Raw genomic sequence first — 14,885 nt, forward strand, 5'->3', positions numbered from 1 at the left:
GCAGAGAGGACTAATAGTACGCAAAGCCCGCGGCAGCGTCAAGCTATTTGTCGAAAAATTTATTCGCCGCTTCAGGCGGCAATCTGTACATAGGCATTGGCCGGGTACAGCACGCTTTCCAATCCTGCCGGGGTACGCATGGTAATTTCATAACGGCGGCCGATGGCGCGTACGGTCACCACCTCAAAGCGCAGGGTTTCACCGCTATCGGTGGTTTCCAGGATGTTATGGCCGGGCAACAGTTCATTGATTTTCATGACTTTTCCTTACATTGTCGTTCTTGTTATGCACAGTGGGACTAAACGATAGATTAACTCAACAAATTACCTACTTACGATTGCATTGACCATACGTAGTTTCACGGAGTTCCCGCCTTGCGCTGGCGCAACTTTTGGCGGCTATCCGTAGCGGGCATGATGCAAACAGCGGCAGCTTAGCGATGGCAGATGACAGCGCCGTGACACGCGCAAACAAAACGCCCCGCAATGCGGGGCGTTGTCACAGCGGCGGCGCGCGGGCAGCTTAGCCGATGCGCATGCCTGGTTCGGCACCGTCGTCGGCATCCAGCAGGAACAGGCCGGAGCCGTCTTCCGTGCCGGAGGCGCACACGATCATGCCCTGCGATACGCCAAAGCGCATCTTGCGCTCGGCCAGGTTGGCCACCACGATCACCTTGCGGCCAACCAGCTGTTCCGGGTGCTGGTAGGCGGCGCGGATGCCGGAGAAGATGTTGCGGGTTTCAAAGCCCAGGTCGACGCTGAACTGCAGCAGCTTGTCGGAGCCGTCCACGAAGTTGCAGGCCAGCACCTTGCCCACGCGCAGGTCCAGCTTGGCAAAGTCGTCGATCTTGATGGTGTCGGCCAGCGGCTCGTAGTTGGCCGCAGCGGCCGGTGCTTGTGCTTCCATGCTCTGTTTGTTCGCTTCGATGAGTTTTTCGATCAGCACCGGGTCGATGCGCTGCATCAGGTGCTGGTACGGTTTGATGGTGTGGTTCAGCAGCAGCTGCTGCGCATCGGCCCACTGCAGCGGCGCGATGTCGAGGAACGCTTCCACGCTCTCCGCCAGCTTGGGCAGCACCGGTTTCAGGTAGATGGTGAGCAGGCGGAAGGCGTTGATCAGCACGCTGCACACTTCCTGCAGGCGCGCGTCCTGCCCCTCCTGCTTGGCCAGCTCCCACGGCTTGTTGGCGTCCACGTAGCCGTTGACGATATCGGCAATGGCCATGATCTCGCGCAGCGCCTTGGCGTACTCGCGCGCTTCGAAAGCGGCGGCGATGTTCTCCGCCTCATTCGCGATATTGCCCAGCAGGCGGGTTTCGTCTTCAAGGTTGGCCGCAAGCTGGCCGCCAAAGCGCTTGGTGAGGAAACCGGCGGCGCGGCTGGCGATGTTGACGTATTTGCCCACCACGTCGGAGTTCACGCGCGCCACGAAGTCGGCCAGGCTCAGGTCGATGTCTTCGATGCGGCCGTTGAGCTTGCCGGCGATGTAGTAGCGCATCCATTCCGGGTTCAGGCCGCAGTCGAGGTAGCTCTTGGCGGTGATGAAGGTGCCGCGCGACTTGGACATCTTCTGGCCGTCCACGGTCAGGAAGCCGTGGGCGAACACGCCGCTGGGCGCGCGGTAGCCGGCGTATTTCAGCATCGCCGGCCAGAACAACGCGTGGAAGTACAGGATGTCCTTGCCGATGAAGTGGTACAGCTCGGCGTCGGAATCGGCGCGGAAGTAGTCATCGAAGTCGATGCCAGTGCGTTCGCACAGGTGCTTGAAGCTGGCCATGTAGCCGATAGGCGCATCCAGCCACACGTAAAAGTACTTGCCCGGCGCATCCGGAATCTCGAAGCCGAAGTACGGCGCATCGCGGCTGATGTCCCAGTCCTGCAGGCCGCCTTCGATCCACTCGTTCATCTTGTTCAGCGATTCGGGCTGCAGGTGCGGCTGGCTCACGCCGTCGGCGCGCACACTGCTGCCGCCGGTCCAGCCCTTGAGGAAGTCCACGCACTCGCCCAGGCGGAAGAAGAAATGCTCGGAGGTCTTCAGCACCGGGGTGGCGCCGGACACCGCCGAGTACGGGTTCTTCAGCTCGGTGGGGTTGTAGGTGGCGCCACACACTTCACAGTTGTCGCCGTACTGGTCCTTGGCACCGCACTTCGGGCATTCGCCCTTCACGAAGCGGTCCGGCAGGAACATCAGCTTTTCCGGGTCGAACAGCTGCTCGATGGTGCGGCTGACGATCTTGCCGTCGGCCTTCAGCGTCTTGTAGATGTGCTCGGCGAAGTGTTTGTTCTCCGGCGAGTTGGTGCTGTAGTAGTTGTCGTAGCCGATGTGGAAGCCGCTGAAGTCGGCCAGATGCTCGCTCTGCACGCGTTCGATCAGCTGCTCCGGGGTGATGCCCTGCTTTTCCGCCGCCAGCATGATGGGCGCGCCGTGGGTATCGTCGGCACACACGTAGTGGCAGTCATGACCGCGCATCTTCTGGAAACGCACCCAGACGTCGGTCTGGATATGCTCCAGCATGTGACCGAGGTGGATGGCGCCGTTGGCGTACGGCAATGCGCTGGTTACCAGAATCTTGCGTTTGCTGGGTTTGGTCATGGGTGCATCCCGGTTGGTATTCTGAAACGGTCGATTATAGCGGCCAAGCCTGTTGTTGCCAGTGCCCTTTCGCTAGCCGAAAGGGCGCGGACGAAAAAACGGCAAGGCTGCCGGCGCTGGATTTGACGCGGCCCGGCCCTGCCGGGGCCGCTGGCCGCGGTGCACATGCGCGTGTCCGCAACCGGTTGGCCGCATCAGCCTGCGGCCAACCTTCTGTTTATGCGCCCTGCGGCAGCAGGTCCGGATCGGCGCGCTCGGCCATCGCCAGCTTCACCTGCGGGCGGGCCAGCAGCACGAAACCGGCGGCGAACAGCAGTGACAAAGCGGCAAAGCCAGCGAGGCCGGCGGCCAGGTAGGCCCAACGGAACAGCTCGATACCCAGCGCGTAGCCGGCCATCGACAGCATGCTCATGCCGGCGGAGACAATGCCCTTGGCCTGGATGCTGGCGGTGAGCGCAAAGCGGTACAGCACGGCGAAGGACAGCCCCTCGCCCAGTGCCATCAGCGACATGCCCAGCGCCAGGAACACATGTTTTTCGCTGCCGAACAACACACCACCCAGCATCAGCGCCAGGCCGGCCAGCAGCGGCCACATACCCACCATCACCGAGCGACCCAGCGGCCAGCGCTCGGCCAGCAGTGCCAGCAGCAGATTGCCGCCGATCAGACCAGCAAACACCGGAATCTGCCACAGGCCGTACTGCAGCGCCGACAGCCCCAGGTCTTCCACCAGCAGTACCGGCGACAGCGCAATCCACGCCATCAGCGGCATGGCCAGCAGCGGGATGCACAGTGCAGCACGCACGAAACGGCCATGGCGCAGCAGGCGCGAATAGCCCTGCCACAGCGCGCGCGGCGTCAGCTTGACCTCGGCCGAGGGCTGGCGGGTTTCCGGCATCTTCCAGCACAGGCCCAGCAGGGCGATGAAGGAGCACAGCGCGATCAGCAGGAAGCCGGTGCGCCACGGCGCCAGCGTCACCAGCGCGGCACCGGCCAGCGGGCCGGCCAGCGGCGCGATCAGCGCCACATTGGCCATCAGCGCGGTAACGCGCACCGCGGTGGTTTCGGCATACGCTTCCTGGATGGCGGCGTAGCCGACGGCATTGATGAAGCACAGCCCGAAGCCCTGCAGCACGCGCAGCAGCATATAGCTGTGGATGTCGTTGACCAGATAGGTAGCCAGGCAGCTGGCGGTGAACCACACCACCCCACCCAGCAGCACCGGACGGCGGCCAAAGCGGTCGGACAGCGGGCCGGTGAGCCACGGCAGCAGCGCGCCACCCAGCAGGTAGGCGGTCATCGACAGCGGCACCCAGGAGGTGTCGACGCCGAACTCCTGCACCACCAGCAGCATGGCCGGCTGCGCCATGTCATTGCCGATGTAGACGGCGAACTCGAACAGCACCAGCGCCAGCGGGAACAGCAGCGCGGTGAGGTTGAGGCGGGAAATCTTGTGTTGCTGATTCAAACGGAAACCTCGACTGCCTCGCGAAACATTGCACCATTTCGCGCGAAAAAAGGGGCGGATTCTACGCGAAATCAGCGGGTTGGCCAAGCGCCCATGCCGCGGACCGCGCGCCGGCGCACAGTCGGCAAGCTTTGGGCTATCATTTCCGGCAGCGCGCCGGCTCGTACCCGCCGGCAAATCCGACTAAAATGCTCGGCTATCCAACCAGGCCACACGCTATGTTCTCCCGACTCGGCAAACTGTTCGGCGCCGGCGCCGACGACTCCGCACGGAACTCCACCATGACTTCTACCCCGACCCACGGCGACGACGACATCCTGGCCGCACTCGGCACCCTGATCGACCCCGACACCGGCAAGCCCTACCGCCACGCCAAGGGCGTGAGCATTGCGGCCAACGATGCGCAGCAACTGGTGCTGAACGTTAGCCTGCCCTACCCGGCGCAGAGCCGCTTCGCCGCCATCCGCGACGAGTTCCTGGCCGCGCTGGCGCCGTTTGCCGCCGGCCGCCAGCCGCAGGTGAACGTGAGCAGCCAGATCACCAGCCACTCGGTGCAGCGCGGCCTGTCGCCGCTGCCGGGAGTGAAGAACATCATCGCCGTATCGTCCGGCAAGGGCGGTGTGGGCAAATCCACCACTGCGGCCAACCTGGCGCTGGCGCTGGCGGCAGAAGGCGCCCGCGTCGGCATTCTGGACGCCGACATCTACGGCCCGTCGCAGCCCTTGATGATGGGTCTGCAGGGCCACAAGCCGGAAGTGAACGACGGCAAGCTGCAGCCACTGCTGGCATACGGCGTGCAGACCATGTCCATCGGCTTCCTGGTGGACGAGGACCAGGCCATGGTGTGGCGCGGCCCGATGGTGAGCCAGGCGTTGCAGCAGCTGCTGAACGACACACTGTGGCATGAGCTGGACTACCTGGTGATCGACATGCCGCCGGGCACCGGCGACGTACAGCTGACGCTGTCGCAAAAGGTGCCGGTAACCGGCGCCATCATCGTCACCACGCCGCAGGACATCGCGCTGCTGGATGCGAAAAAAGGCCTGAAGATGTTCGAGAAGGTGGGCGTGCCGGTACTGGGCATTGTCGAGAACATGGCCATGCACGTGTGCAGCAACTGCGGCCACGAGGAGCACATCTTCGGCCACGGCGGCGCCGAGCGCATGGCCGAGCAGTACGGCGTGCCGGTGCTGGGCTCGCTGCCGCTGGACCTGTCCATCCGCCTGGCCACCGACGAGGGCAAGCCGACGGTGATCGCCGAGCCGGACGGCAAGCTGGCGGCGCGCTACCAGGACATCGCCCGCAAGCTGGCAGTGAAGGTGGGCGAGAAGGCGCGCGACTTCTCCAGCAAGATCCCCAAGATCGTGATCCAGAACAACTGAGCGGACGGCGCATGATAGGCATGTTCGATTCCGGCCTCGGCGGCCTGTCGGTATGGCGCCAGCTGGTGCAGGCGCTGCCGCACGAGTCGGTGCTGTACCTGGCCGACCAGGGCTATTGCCCGTACGGCCCGCGCCCGCAGGCCCAGATCATCGCCCGCGCCGAAGTGATCACCGACTACCTGCTGGCACAGGGCGCCAGCCTGCTGCTGATCGCCTGCAACACCGCCACCAGCGCCGCGGTGCGTCATCTGCGCGCCAGATACCCGGTGCTGCCGATTGTCGGCATGGAGCCGGCGATCAAGCCGGCGGTGCAGGCCACGCAGAGCGGCAAGGTCGGCGTGCTGGCCACCCGCGCCACGCTGGCCGGCAGCAAGTTCCACGAGCTGGCCGGCCAGTTCAGCGAGCACGCCCAGATCGTCAGCCAGCCGGGCGAAGGCTTTGTCGAGCTGGTGGAAAGTGGCGACCTGACAAGCCCGCAGGCCCGCGACACGGTGAATCGCGCGCTGGCACCGCTGCTGGCCGCCGGGGTGGACCACGTGGTGCTGGGCTGCACCCACTATCCGTTCCTGGCGCCGCTGCTGCGCCAGCTGCTGCCGCCGCACATCGACCTGATCGACCCCAGCGACGCGGTGGTACGCCAGACCGCGCGCCTGCTGGATCAACACCAGTTGGCCGCGCCGGCAGATGCCGTGGCGCAATACCGCTTTGTCAGCACCGACGATAGCGGCAGCATGCATGCCTTCATGCAGCAGATACTGGGCCGCGACGACGCGGTGGAGTATTTGCCGCTGCCGGGCTGAACCGTCCCTCTGCCATGAAACATGCGGCCAACCCTCAAAGGTTGGCCGCATGTTTTTTGTAGGTGGGTAAAGCGCAGCGTGCCCACCGGCAACACCGGTACGCTGCAGGTGGGCACGGCCTGCGGCCTTTGCCCACCCTACACCCGGCCCTAGCCCGCCGCCTGCAGCGCCTGTTCCACATCGGCCCAGATATCGTCGATATGCTCGATGCCGATCGACAGCCGCACCATCTCCGGCCGCACCCCGGCGCGCAACTGCTCTTGCGGCGACAGCTGGCGGTGGGTGGTGGAGGCCGGGTGGCAGGCCAGGCTCTTGGCATCGCCGATGTTCACCAGCCGGGTCACCAGCTGCAGCGCGTCGATGAAACGGCCGCCGGCTTCCACCCCGCCCTTGATGCCGAACGACAGGATGCCGGAGGCGCGGCCGCCCAGGTATTTATCCACCAGCGGGCGGCTGGGGTGGCCTTCCAGCGCCGCGTATTCCACCCACTCCACCACCGGGTGTGCGGCCAACCTTTGCGCCACGGTCAGGGTGTTGTCGCAGATGCGGTCCATGCGCAGCGCCAGGGTTTCGATGCCGAGCAGGATCTGGTGCGCGTTGAACGGCGAGATGGCGGCGCCCATATTGCGCAGCGGCACCACGCGGGCGCGGGCGATGTAGGCGGCGGCGCCCAGCACCTCCACGTAGTTGACGCCGTGGTAGCTCACGTCCGGGGTGTTCAGCCGCACGAAGCGCTCTTTGTGCTCGCCCCACGGGAACTTGCCGGAATCGACGATGATGCCGCCGATGCTGCCACCGTGGCCGCCCATGTACTTGGTGAGGCTGTGCACCACGATGTCGGCGCCGTGCTCGAACGGGCGGCACAGATAGGGCGACGGCACGGTGTTGTCGACGATCAGCGGCAGGCCGTGGCGGTGCGCTTCCTCGGCAAAGGCGCCGAAGTCCACCACATTGCCCAGCGGGTTGCCGATGGATTCGCAGAACACTGCCTTGGTGCGCGCGTCAACGTTGGCCGCAATCGCCTGCGGCTCGCGCGGGTCGATGAAGCGCACCTCGATGCCCAGCTGCGGGAAGGTGTGCGCGAACAGGTTGTAGGTGCCGCCGTACAGCGTGCTGGTGGCGATGATGTTGTCGCCGGCCTCGGCAATGGTCTGGATGGCGTAGGTGATGGCCGCCATGCCGGAGGCCAGCGCCAGCGCGCCGATGCCGCCTTCCAGCTCGGCCACGCGCTGTTCCAGCACCGCGGTGGTGGGGTTCATGATGCGGGTGTAGATATTGCCCTGCACCTTGAGGTCGAACAGGTCGGCGCCGTGCTGGGTGCTGTCGAAGGCATAGCTGGTGGTCTGGTACAGCGGCACCGCCACCGCCTTGGTGGTCGGGTCCGGGCTGTAGCCGCCATGTACGGCGATGGTTTCCAGCTTCAGTGCTTTGTTGCTCATCTCTTTGTGTCCCGTTGGGTTGTATTGATTGAACGGCTGGCGGAAAATGCAGCCGCAGCTCACCTTAACCCCGTGTTGCAACACAACAAAATAATAATTTTGCATAACTTGATCAAAATCGCCTGGCAGCTGTCCTGCACCAAGGGCGAGCTGGCGGTCGACCCGATTTCATCTATGCTGCAGTAGCCTTTAGCCCCCATCGTGCCAATGTCATTGCGCCCACTTTTTTCCATGCAGTCGCCCAGCAAGCAGCTGGGCTGGATGCTGTTATTGCTACTGGCGATGCTGGGCGGCATCGTGCTGTTCTACCACCATGCCAACCAGCGCATGGTGCGCGAGCTCAACAGCATCAACCGCACCCATGCGGCCAACCTGCAGACCAGCAGCCAGCTGCTCAGCCTGCTGGGCATCATCCAGAACCAGCTCAGCCAGCTGCTGGAAGACGACAACGACGACACGCTGAAATACCAGGAAGTGAACCGCCGCATCGCCAGCATCGAAGGCCGCCTGGCGCAGCTGGCGCGGCTGCCGGTGCAACTGCGGCCGCCGCCGCCCGGCCAGGCGCGCCACGATGAGATCGTGCAACTGCAGCAGCAGATCGGCCGCAACCTGCACAGTTTCAGCCAGCAGGTGGCCGGCCTGCTGCTGCTGGTGCAGGCCGACAGCCAGCACGCCCGGCGCCAGGCCAGTTTCGTCACCCGCCAGGTGCGCGACGACATGGAGCAGCTGTCCGAGCTGGTGCAGCTGCAGGAACAGGCCACGCAACAGGCGTTCGACAGCAATCTGCACGACACCAGCACCCGCTTCCAGCTGGTGGAAATCCCGCTGCTGTCGCTGATGCTGGTGCTGCTGTTGCTGCTGATGCGCACCTTCCGCCGCATCGGCAGCCAGATGCACCTGACCGAGCGCACCCTGCTGCAGCTGAGCGCCGGCGACACCGCCATCAGCCTGCCGCCGCAGCCGGAACGCAGCTTCCAGCCCATCGTGATTGCGCTGCGACGCTTTCGCCAGTCGCTGGAAGACAACCGCCAGACACAGCAGCAGCTGGCGCAGCAGGTGGCCGAGCGCACCGCCCACCTGCAGACGGCCAACCGCCAGCTGCAGGACGAGATCGCCCAGCGCCGCGAGGCGGAAAAGCACCGCCGCCTGTACGAGATCGTGTTCCGCAACACCGACAACGCGGTGCTGATCACCACCCCGGACACCCGCATCATCACCGCCAACCACGCCTATCTGCAGATGACCGGCCGCACGCTGGAAGAGCTGGTGGGGCAGCGGCCGCCGATCTCGCGCTCCGGCCACCACCCGAACGAGTTTTACCGCCAGCTGTGGCAGGAGCTGTCGCACCGCGGCCGCTGGCAGGGCGAGATCGTCAACCGCCATGTCGACGGCGCGCTGGTGCACGCGCTGCTCACCATCAACGCGGTGTACGACAGCGACAGCAGCCTCACCCACTACGTGGGCATCCTGTCCGATATCACCCAGATGAAGGCGGCGGAAAACCAGCTGCGGCGCATGGCCTACTTTGACCCGCTGACCGCGCTGCCCAACCGCGTGATGCTGAAAAACCGCCTGGAACACGAGATCGAGATCGCGCGCCAGGAACGGCAGAACTTCGCCGTGCTGATGCTGGACCTGGACCGCTTCAAGTTCGTCAACGACACCATGGGCCACAAGGCCGGCGACGAGCTGCTGATGGACGTGGCCGAGCGCCTGCGCGGCACCGTACGCATCGAGGACACCGTGGCGCGGCTGTCCGGCGACGAATTCTGCCTGGTGCTGCGCGACAGCACGCCCGCCCAGGTGGCACTGATTTGCGAGGCGCTGCTGCAGGTGCTGGGGCTGCCGTTCCGCCTCACCGAGCGCGATGCCGAGATCGGCGGCAGCCTGGGCATCGCCATGTACCCGGAGGACGGCGACAACGTCACCACGCTGATGAAGCATGCCGATGCCGCCATGTACCAGTCCAAGGCGCTGGGCCGCAACCGCTACAGCTTCTTCGAGCCGGCCATCGGCGAGCGGCTGAAAGAGGAAATGGCGCTGTTCACCCACCTGCGCAGCGCGGTCAAGCAACGGGCGTTCACCCTGCACTACCAGCCGGTACTGCCGCAGCAGCCGGGGCTGGCGCCGTATGCCGAGGCGCTGCTACGTTGGCCGCAGGGCGGCAGCAACGCCTCGCCCGGCGTGTTCATCCCGTTTGCCGAGAACCACGGCCTGATCGAGGCCATTGGCGACTACGTGCTGGACAGCGCCTGCGACTTCGTCGCCCGCAGCCGCGATGCCGGCCTGCCGCAGATCGTCAGCATCAACCTGTCGGCCAAGCAGCTGGCGCTGGGCGACTTGCCGGCCAAGCTGGCGCGCCAGCTGCAGGCCAGCGGCATCGACCCGTCGAGCGTGGAGCTGGAGCTGACTGAGTCGACGCTGATCCAGGACCTAGCCGCCATCGGCAGCATCCTGCAAGAGCTGCGCGCCGCCGGCTTCCGCATCGCCATCGACGACTTCGGCGCCGGCTACTCGTCGCTCAACTACCTGGTGGAGCTGCCGGTGGACAAGGTGAAGATCGACCAGCGCTTTATCGGCAGCCTGGCCGGCAATCCGCGCAACCAGGCGGTGGTGGAGGCCATTCTGGCGCTGGCGCGCGCCATCGGCGTGCAGACCGTGGCCGAAGGGGTGGAAACTGCCGAGCAGCTGGCCTTCCTGCGCGCGCACGGCTGCCACTACGTGCAGGGTTACTATCTGGCGCGGCCGATGCCGGAGGCCGACTACCTGGCATTCTGCCGGCAGTCCGGCTAGGCGCCATGCCGTGTCCGCGCGAGTGGACACGCGGCAGTGTCGCCGCGCCAGCAGGCGACGTGGTGGCGCGCTGCCCCGGCAGCCGCAGCAGCTAGCGCCGCCCTGGCCGCCGGCGCCAGCCATCCCCCCCCGGCGGCGCCACGCTGCGGCCAACATGACAACGCCCCGCAGCAGGCGGGGCGTTTGGCAGGCAAGCAGCAGGGCGCTTACGAGGCGGCGTTCAGTTCCGCCGGCGGCGCAATCACCAGCACCTTGTCGACGCGGGTGCGGTCCATGTCCACCACCTCGAACACGAAGCCGTGCCACTCCACCTTGTCGGCGGCGGCCGGCACCTTGCCCAGCATGAACATCACGAAGCCGCCCAGGGTCTGGAAGTCACCGGACTCCTCGCCCTCGATGCTGTCCAGGTCGAAGTGTTCCTTGAAGTCGTCCAGCGCCATCATGCCATCCACCAGCCAGCTGCCGTCGTCGCGCTGCACGATTTCCTGATCGCTGTCGGAAATATCGGTCGGCAGGTCGCCGACGATGGCTTCCAGCACGTCGTTGATCGACACCAGGCCCTCGATCTCGCCGTATTCGTCCACCACCAGCGCGGTGTGGTTGCGGGTGCGCTTGAACTGCTCCAGCAGCTGCATCGGGGTGATCGCCTCCGGCACGTACAGCGGCGGGTTGGTCAGCCCTTCCAGCGTCACCGATTTGTCTTCCAGCAGGCGGTGCAGCAGATCCTTGGCCTGCACGAAGCCCAGCACGTTCTCGAAGCCGCCCTTCACCACCGGGTAACGGGTGAACACGCTGCCGCGCACGATGCGCAGGTTTTCCTCGATCGGGTCGTCCACGTCCAGCACCACGATGTCCTTGCGCGGCGTCATGATGGCGACCACCTTCTTCTCGTCCAGGCTGAAGATGTTTTCCACCAGCTCCTGCTCGGCGCGCTCGAAGATGCCTTCCTCGGCGCCCTGCTCCATCAGCACCTTGATTTCTTCCTCGGTGATCGACGGATCCTTGTTCTTTTTCACCCCCAGCAGCCGCAGTACCGCCTCGGTGGACAGGCTCAACAGCCGTACCAGCGGCGAAGTGGCGCGGGCCAGCTGCAGCATCGGACGGGCCAGGATGGAGGCCAGCAGCTCCGGGTTCTGCATGCCGATGCGTTTGGGCACCAGTTCGCCGATGATCAGCGAGAAGTAGGTAATGCCGATCACGGTGACGCCCAGCGCGATCGGGCGTGCCAGTTCGGCCAGCAGCGGCACGGTGAGCAGGTAGGCCTGCAGGCGGTCGGCAATGGCGGCCTCACCGAAGGCACCGGACAGAATGCCGATCAGGGTGATGCCGATCTGGATGGTGGAGAGAAAGCGGGTGGGCTCTTCGGCGAGCCGGAGCGCGGCGGCGGCGCCGCGGTTGCCTTCGTCTGCCCACTGCTGCAAGCGAACCTTGCGCGAGGAGACGATGGCGATTTCGGTCATGGCAAAAATGCCGTTAAGCAAAAACAGGACAACTAATATGAGCACGTCCATTGGACAGGGAGACCCCTTTTACGCAGAAGACTCCATTCTACATGCCCACGCCGATTTCACCAGTCATGACGTTGGCAGCAGCTGCCGATGTCCATGCCATCAGGCCGGGAGCGACATCAGGCATCGTCCCGGCATTGGCCGGCGGGGTCAGTAGCTACGCGCTTGCCGCAGCCAGGGGATGCACCGCCACCTGCATATCGATTTCCACCGCCGCATTCTTGGGCAGCTGATACACCCCCAGCGAGGTGCGGGTATGCACGCCGGCTTCCCCCTGCACGCGGTACAGCACCTCGGAGGCGGCATTGGCCACCTCGCTCTGGCGGCTGAAGCCGGCGGCGCTCTGCACATACACATTCATGCGCAACACCCGCGCCACCGCCTGCAACGAACCCAGCGTCTGCTGCAGCAGAATCAGGCAGCGCAAGGTGCTGATGCGCGCCGCCTGACAGGCCGCCTCTTCGCTGCAGTCGTCGCCCACCTTGCCGGTGACCACCACCGCGTCGCCCACCCGCGGCACCTGGCCACTGATGAACACCTCATTGCCATGCCGCAACACCGGCGTGTACTGGCCACCGATCTGCAGGGTTGCCGCCGGGTCCAGTCCGACATCGGCGCAGTATGCGGCCAACGTTTGTTCTGCTGACATCTTCTCTCCTCAAACCGTCTGCGGTAACGGCTCCACCCGGCGCAATTGCCAGGTCAGCCACAGGCACAGCCCCAGCAACGCGGCGATCAGGCCAGCCACGCCCAGCCAGCCATCCAGCCGCCACATCAGGCCGGAGCCGGAACCGATCAGTGCCGAGCCAACATAGTATGAGGTGAGATAGAACGCCGACGCCAGACCGCGCGCATGGCTGGCACGGCGGCCGACCCAGCTGGCGGCTACCGCGTGCGCGGCGAAGAAGCCGAAGGTGAACAGGCCGACGCCGAGCACCACCAGCCACAGGCTATTGGCCAGCGTCAGCGCAATGGCCGGCAGCATCAGCGCCACCATCTTCCACAGCACCTCGCGGCGGCCGAGACGGTCGGCCAGGCGCCCGGCGATGGTGGAGGCGGCCATGCCCACCACGTACAGCAGGAAGATCAGGCCGATACTGCTCTGGCTCAGCGAGAACGGCGCCGCCTGCAGGCGGAAGCCCAGGTAGTTGTACAGGCTGACGAAGCCGCCCATCAGCATGAAGCCGAGCACGAACAGCCGTGCCAGCCCCGGATCGCGCCAGTGCTGGCGGCTGTCGGCCAGCACGCCGGCCAGCGACAGCGGCCGCGCCACGAAACGGCGCGATTCCGGCAATAGCTTCCAGAAGCCCACCGCGGTCAGGGTGCCCAGTGCCGCCAGCGCCAGCAGGCCCTGCTGCACGCCGCCGGCATCGGCCACCACCGCGGCCAGGTAACGGCCGCTCATGCCGCCCAGCGCATTACCGGCGATATACAGCCCCACCGCCCTGCCCAGCGAGCCGGCATCCAGCTCCTCCGACAGGTAGGACAGCGCCAGCGCCGGCAGGCCGGCCATCACCACGCCGAACAGCCCGCGCCACAGCAGCAGCCAGCCGTAGCTGTCGCTGAACGCCGCCAGCCACGACAGCAGCACGCCGCCGGCCAGCGACGCCACCATCATGCGGGTGCGGCCGAAGCGCTCGGCCAGCAGGCTGGCCGGAATCAGCATCAGCGCCATCGGCAGCGTGGCCACCGACAGCACGCCGCTGGCGGCGGCCGGCGACAGGCCGTAATGCGCGGCCAGCAGCGGCATCAGCGGCTGCGCGCCATACAGCAGGGCAAAGGTGGCAAAGCCGCCGATGGCGGCCGCCCAGGTGGCGCGCCACCAGGCGCTGGAACCGCTGGCATGCGGCTGGGCGGAAAGGTTGGCCGCAGACGCGGCGCAGGTCGCAGTAGACATCACAACACCACAGAAACAGACTCGACAACGCCAGCCTAGGCTGGTCAGTTACCAACGTCCAATATATATTTCCTTTATATTTAAGACGGAAAACATATCAATGGAACTGCGTCATCTGCGCTATTTCGTCGCCGTGGCCGAGGAGCTGCACTTCACCCGCGCCGCGGAACGGCTGCACATCGCCCAGCCGCCGCTGAGCCAGCAGATCCGCGCACTGGAAGACGAGCTGGGCGTGCAGCTGCTGGAGCGCCACCAGCGCGCGGTGCGCCTCACCGCCGCCGGCGAGCGCTTCCTGTTGCGTGCCCGCGCGCTGCTGGACGACGCGCGGCTGGCGGCCGACGAGGCGCGGCGCGCGGCACGCGGCGAGATCGGCGAGCTGCGCATCGGCTTCACCTCGTCGCTGCCGCTGATGGCGGTGCTGCCGGCCACGCTGCAACAGTTTCGCGCCAGTCATCCGGACGTTACCCTGCACTTTCACGAACAGTTCACCCGCGAGCAGTTCCAGCTGCTGCGCCAGCGCAAGCTGGATGTCGGCGTGGTGCGTTTCAACCGCGACGAGGACACGCCGGGGCTGGAAGTGCGCGAGGTGAAGCGCGACCGGCTGAGCGCGGTGCTGCCCATCAGCCACCCGCTGGCGGCGCGCGCCAGCGTGAGCATTGCCGAGCTGGCCGGCGAGCGGGTGATCGGCTACCCGGCCGGCAACGGCAACTGGCTGAACGCCCGCCTGCACAGCCTGGCGCGGCAAAGCGGTTTCGACTGGCAGGTGCACCAGCTGGCCGGCGAAGCCACCACCCAGATCGGGCTGGTGGCCGCCGGCCTCGGCATCGCCGTGCTGCCGTCGCCGCTACAATGCGTGCACCTGCCGGACATCCGCTACCTGCCGCTGAGCGACGCCGACGCCTACATGACGCTGACGGTGGCCTGGCGCCAGCATGACAGTTCGCCGCTGGTGGCCGCCTTTGTCAGCACCCTGCTGGGGGTCGGCCAGGCGCAGGCCACGGCATGA

At 65.8% G+C, this 14,885-nt stretch carries 11 protein-coding genes; 4 read left to right on the forward strand and 7 right to left on the reverse strand.

All coding sequences use genetic code 11. From position 1 onward, the window contains the following. Nucleotides 1–71 precede the first annotated feature (71 nt). The 3 genes from ACFOLG_RS17120 to ACFOLG_RS17130 form a co-directional block, all read right to left on the reverse strand. Nucleotides 72–257 carry a hypothetical protein gene (locus ACFOLG_RS17120; RefSeq protein WP_386094260.1) on the reverse strand — a complete coding sequence of 62 codons (186 nt, stop codon included), beginning with the start codon at nt 255–257 and terminating at the stop codon, nt 72–74. Between the two features lie 265 nt (nt 258–522). Next, on the reverse strand, nt 523–2,592 hold the full coding sequence (gene metG / locus ACFOLG_RS17125; RefSeq protein WP_386094277.1) for a methionine--tRNA ligase: 2,070 nt from the start codon (nt 2,590–2,592) through the stop codon (nt 523–525). Between the two features lie 217 nt (nt 2,593–2,809). Further along, nucleotides 2,810–4,060 carry an MFS transporter gene (locus ACFOLG_RS17130; RefSeq protein ID WP_386094280.1) on the reverse strand — a complete coding sequence of 417 codons (1,251 nt, stop codon included), beginning with the start codon at nt 4,058–4,060 and terminating at the stop codon, nt 2,810–2,812. 218 nt (nt 4,061–4,278) lie between these two features. Between ACFOLG_RS17130 and apbC the strand changes: the two genes are divergently transcribed. After that, complete coding sequence (gene apbC / locus ACFOLG_RS17135; protein ID WP_386094283.1) at nt 4,279–5,442, forward strand: iron-sulfur cluster carrier protein ApbC; 1,164 nt, start codon at nt 4,279–4,281, stop codon at nt 5,440–5,442. 11 nt (nt 5,443–5,453) lie between these two features. Further along, nucleotides 5,454–6,242 (forward strand): glutamate racemase, encoded by a 789-nt coding sequence (gene murI, locus ACFOLG_RS17140; RefSeq protein WP_386094286.1) that lies wholly within the window; start codon nt 5,454–5,456, stop codon nt 6,240–6,242. Nucleotides 6,243–6,391: 149 nt separating this feature from the next. Here the strand turns inward: murI and ACFOLG_RS17145 are convergent, their stop codons facing one another. Beyond that, nucleotides 6,392–7,666 (reverse strand): O-acetylhomoserine aminocarboxypropyltransferase/cysteine synthase family protein, encoded by a 1,275-nt coding sequence (locus tag ACFOLG_RS17145; protein ID WP_386094797.1) that lies wholly within the window; start codon nt 7,664–7,666, stop codon nt 6,392–6,394. A gap of 246 nt (nt 7,667–7,912) precedes the next feature. Between ACFOLG_RS17145 and ACFOLG_RS17150 the strand changes: the two genes are divergently transcribed. Then, nucleotides 7,913–10,474: a putative bifunctional diguanylate cyclase/phosphodiesterase gene (locus ACFOLG_RS17150; RefSeq protein WP_386094288.1), complete on the forward strand. Its 2,562-nt coding sequence runs from the start codon at nt 7,913–7,915 to the stop codon at nt 10,472–10,474. A gap of 206 nt (nt 10,475–10,680) precedes the next feature. On the opposite strand, the gene ACFOLG_RS17155 is transcribed toward ACFOLG_RS17150, so the two are convergent. The 3 genes from ACFOLG_RS17155 to ACFOLG_RS17165 form a co-directional block, all read right to left on the reverse strand. Continuing rightward, entirely contained in the window at nt 10,681–11,985 is a 1,305-nt protein-coding gene (locus ACFOLG_RS17155) for a hemolysin family protein (protein WP_386094291.1), read from the reverse strand. Nucleotides 11,986–12,139: 154 nt separating this feature from the next. After that, a complete protein-coding gene (locus ACFOLG_RS17160) occupies nt 12,140–12,631 on the reverse strand; it encodes a RidA family protein (protein ID WP_386094293.1) in 492 nt (163 codons plus the stop codon). 9 nt (nt 12,632–12,640) lie between these two features. Next, a complete protein-coding gene (locus ACFOLG_RS17165; protein ID WP_386094296.1) occupies nt 12,641–13,879 on the reverse strand; it encodes an MFS transporter in 1,239 nt (412 codons plus the stop codon). 100 nt (nt 13,880–13,979) lie between these two features. On the opposite strand from ACFOLG_RS17165, the gene ACFOLG_RS17170 reads away from it, so the two are divergent. Next, nucleotides 13,980–14,885, forward strand: a complete 906-nt coding sequence (locus ACFOLG_RS17170) for a LysR substrate-binding domain-containing protein (protein WP_386094298.1) — start codon at nt 13,980–13,982, stop codon at nt 14,883–14,885.

Origin of the sequence: Vogesella facilis (genome assembly GCF_042648525.1) — a bacterium.
GTDB classification, from domain to species: domain Bacteria; phylum Pseudomonadota; class Gammaproteobacteria; order Burkholderiales; family Chromobacteriaceae; genus Vogesella; species Vogesella facilis.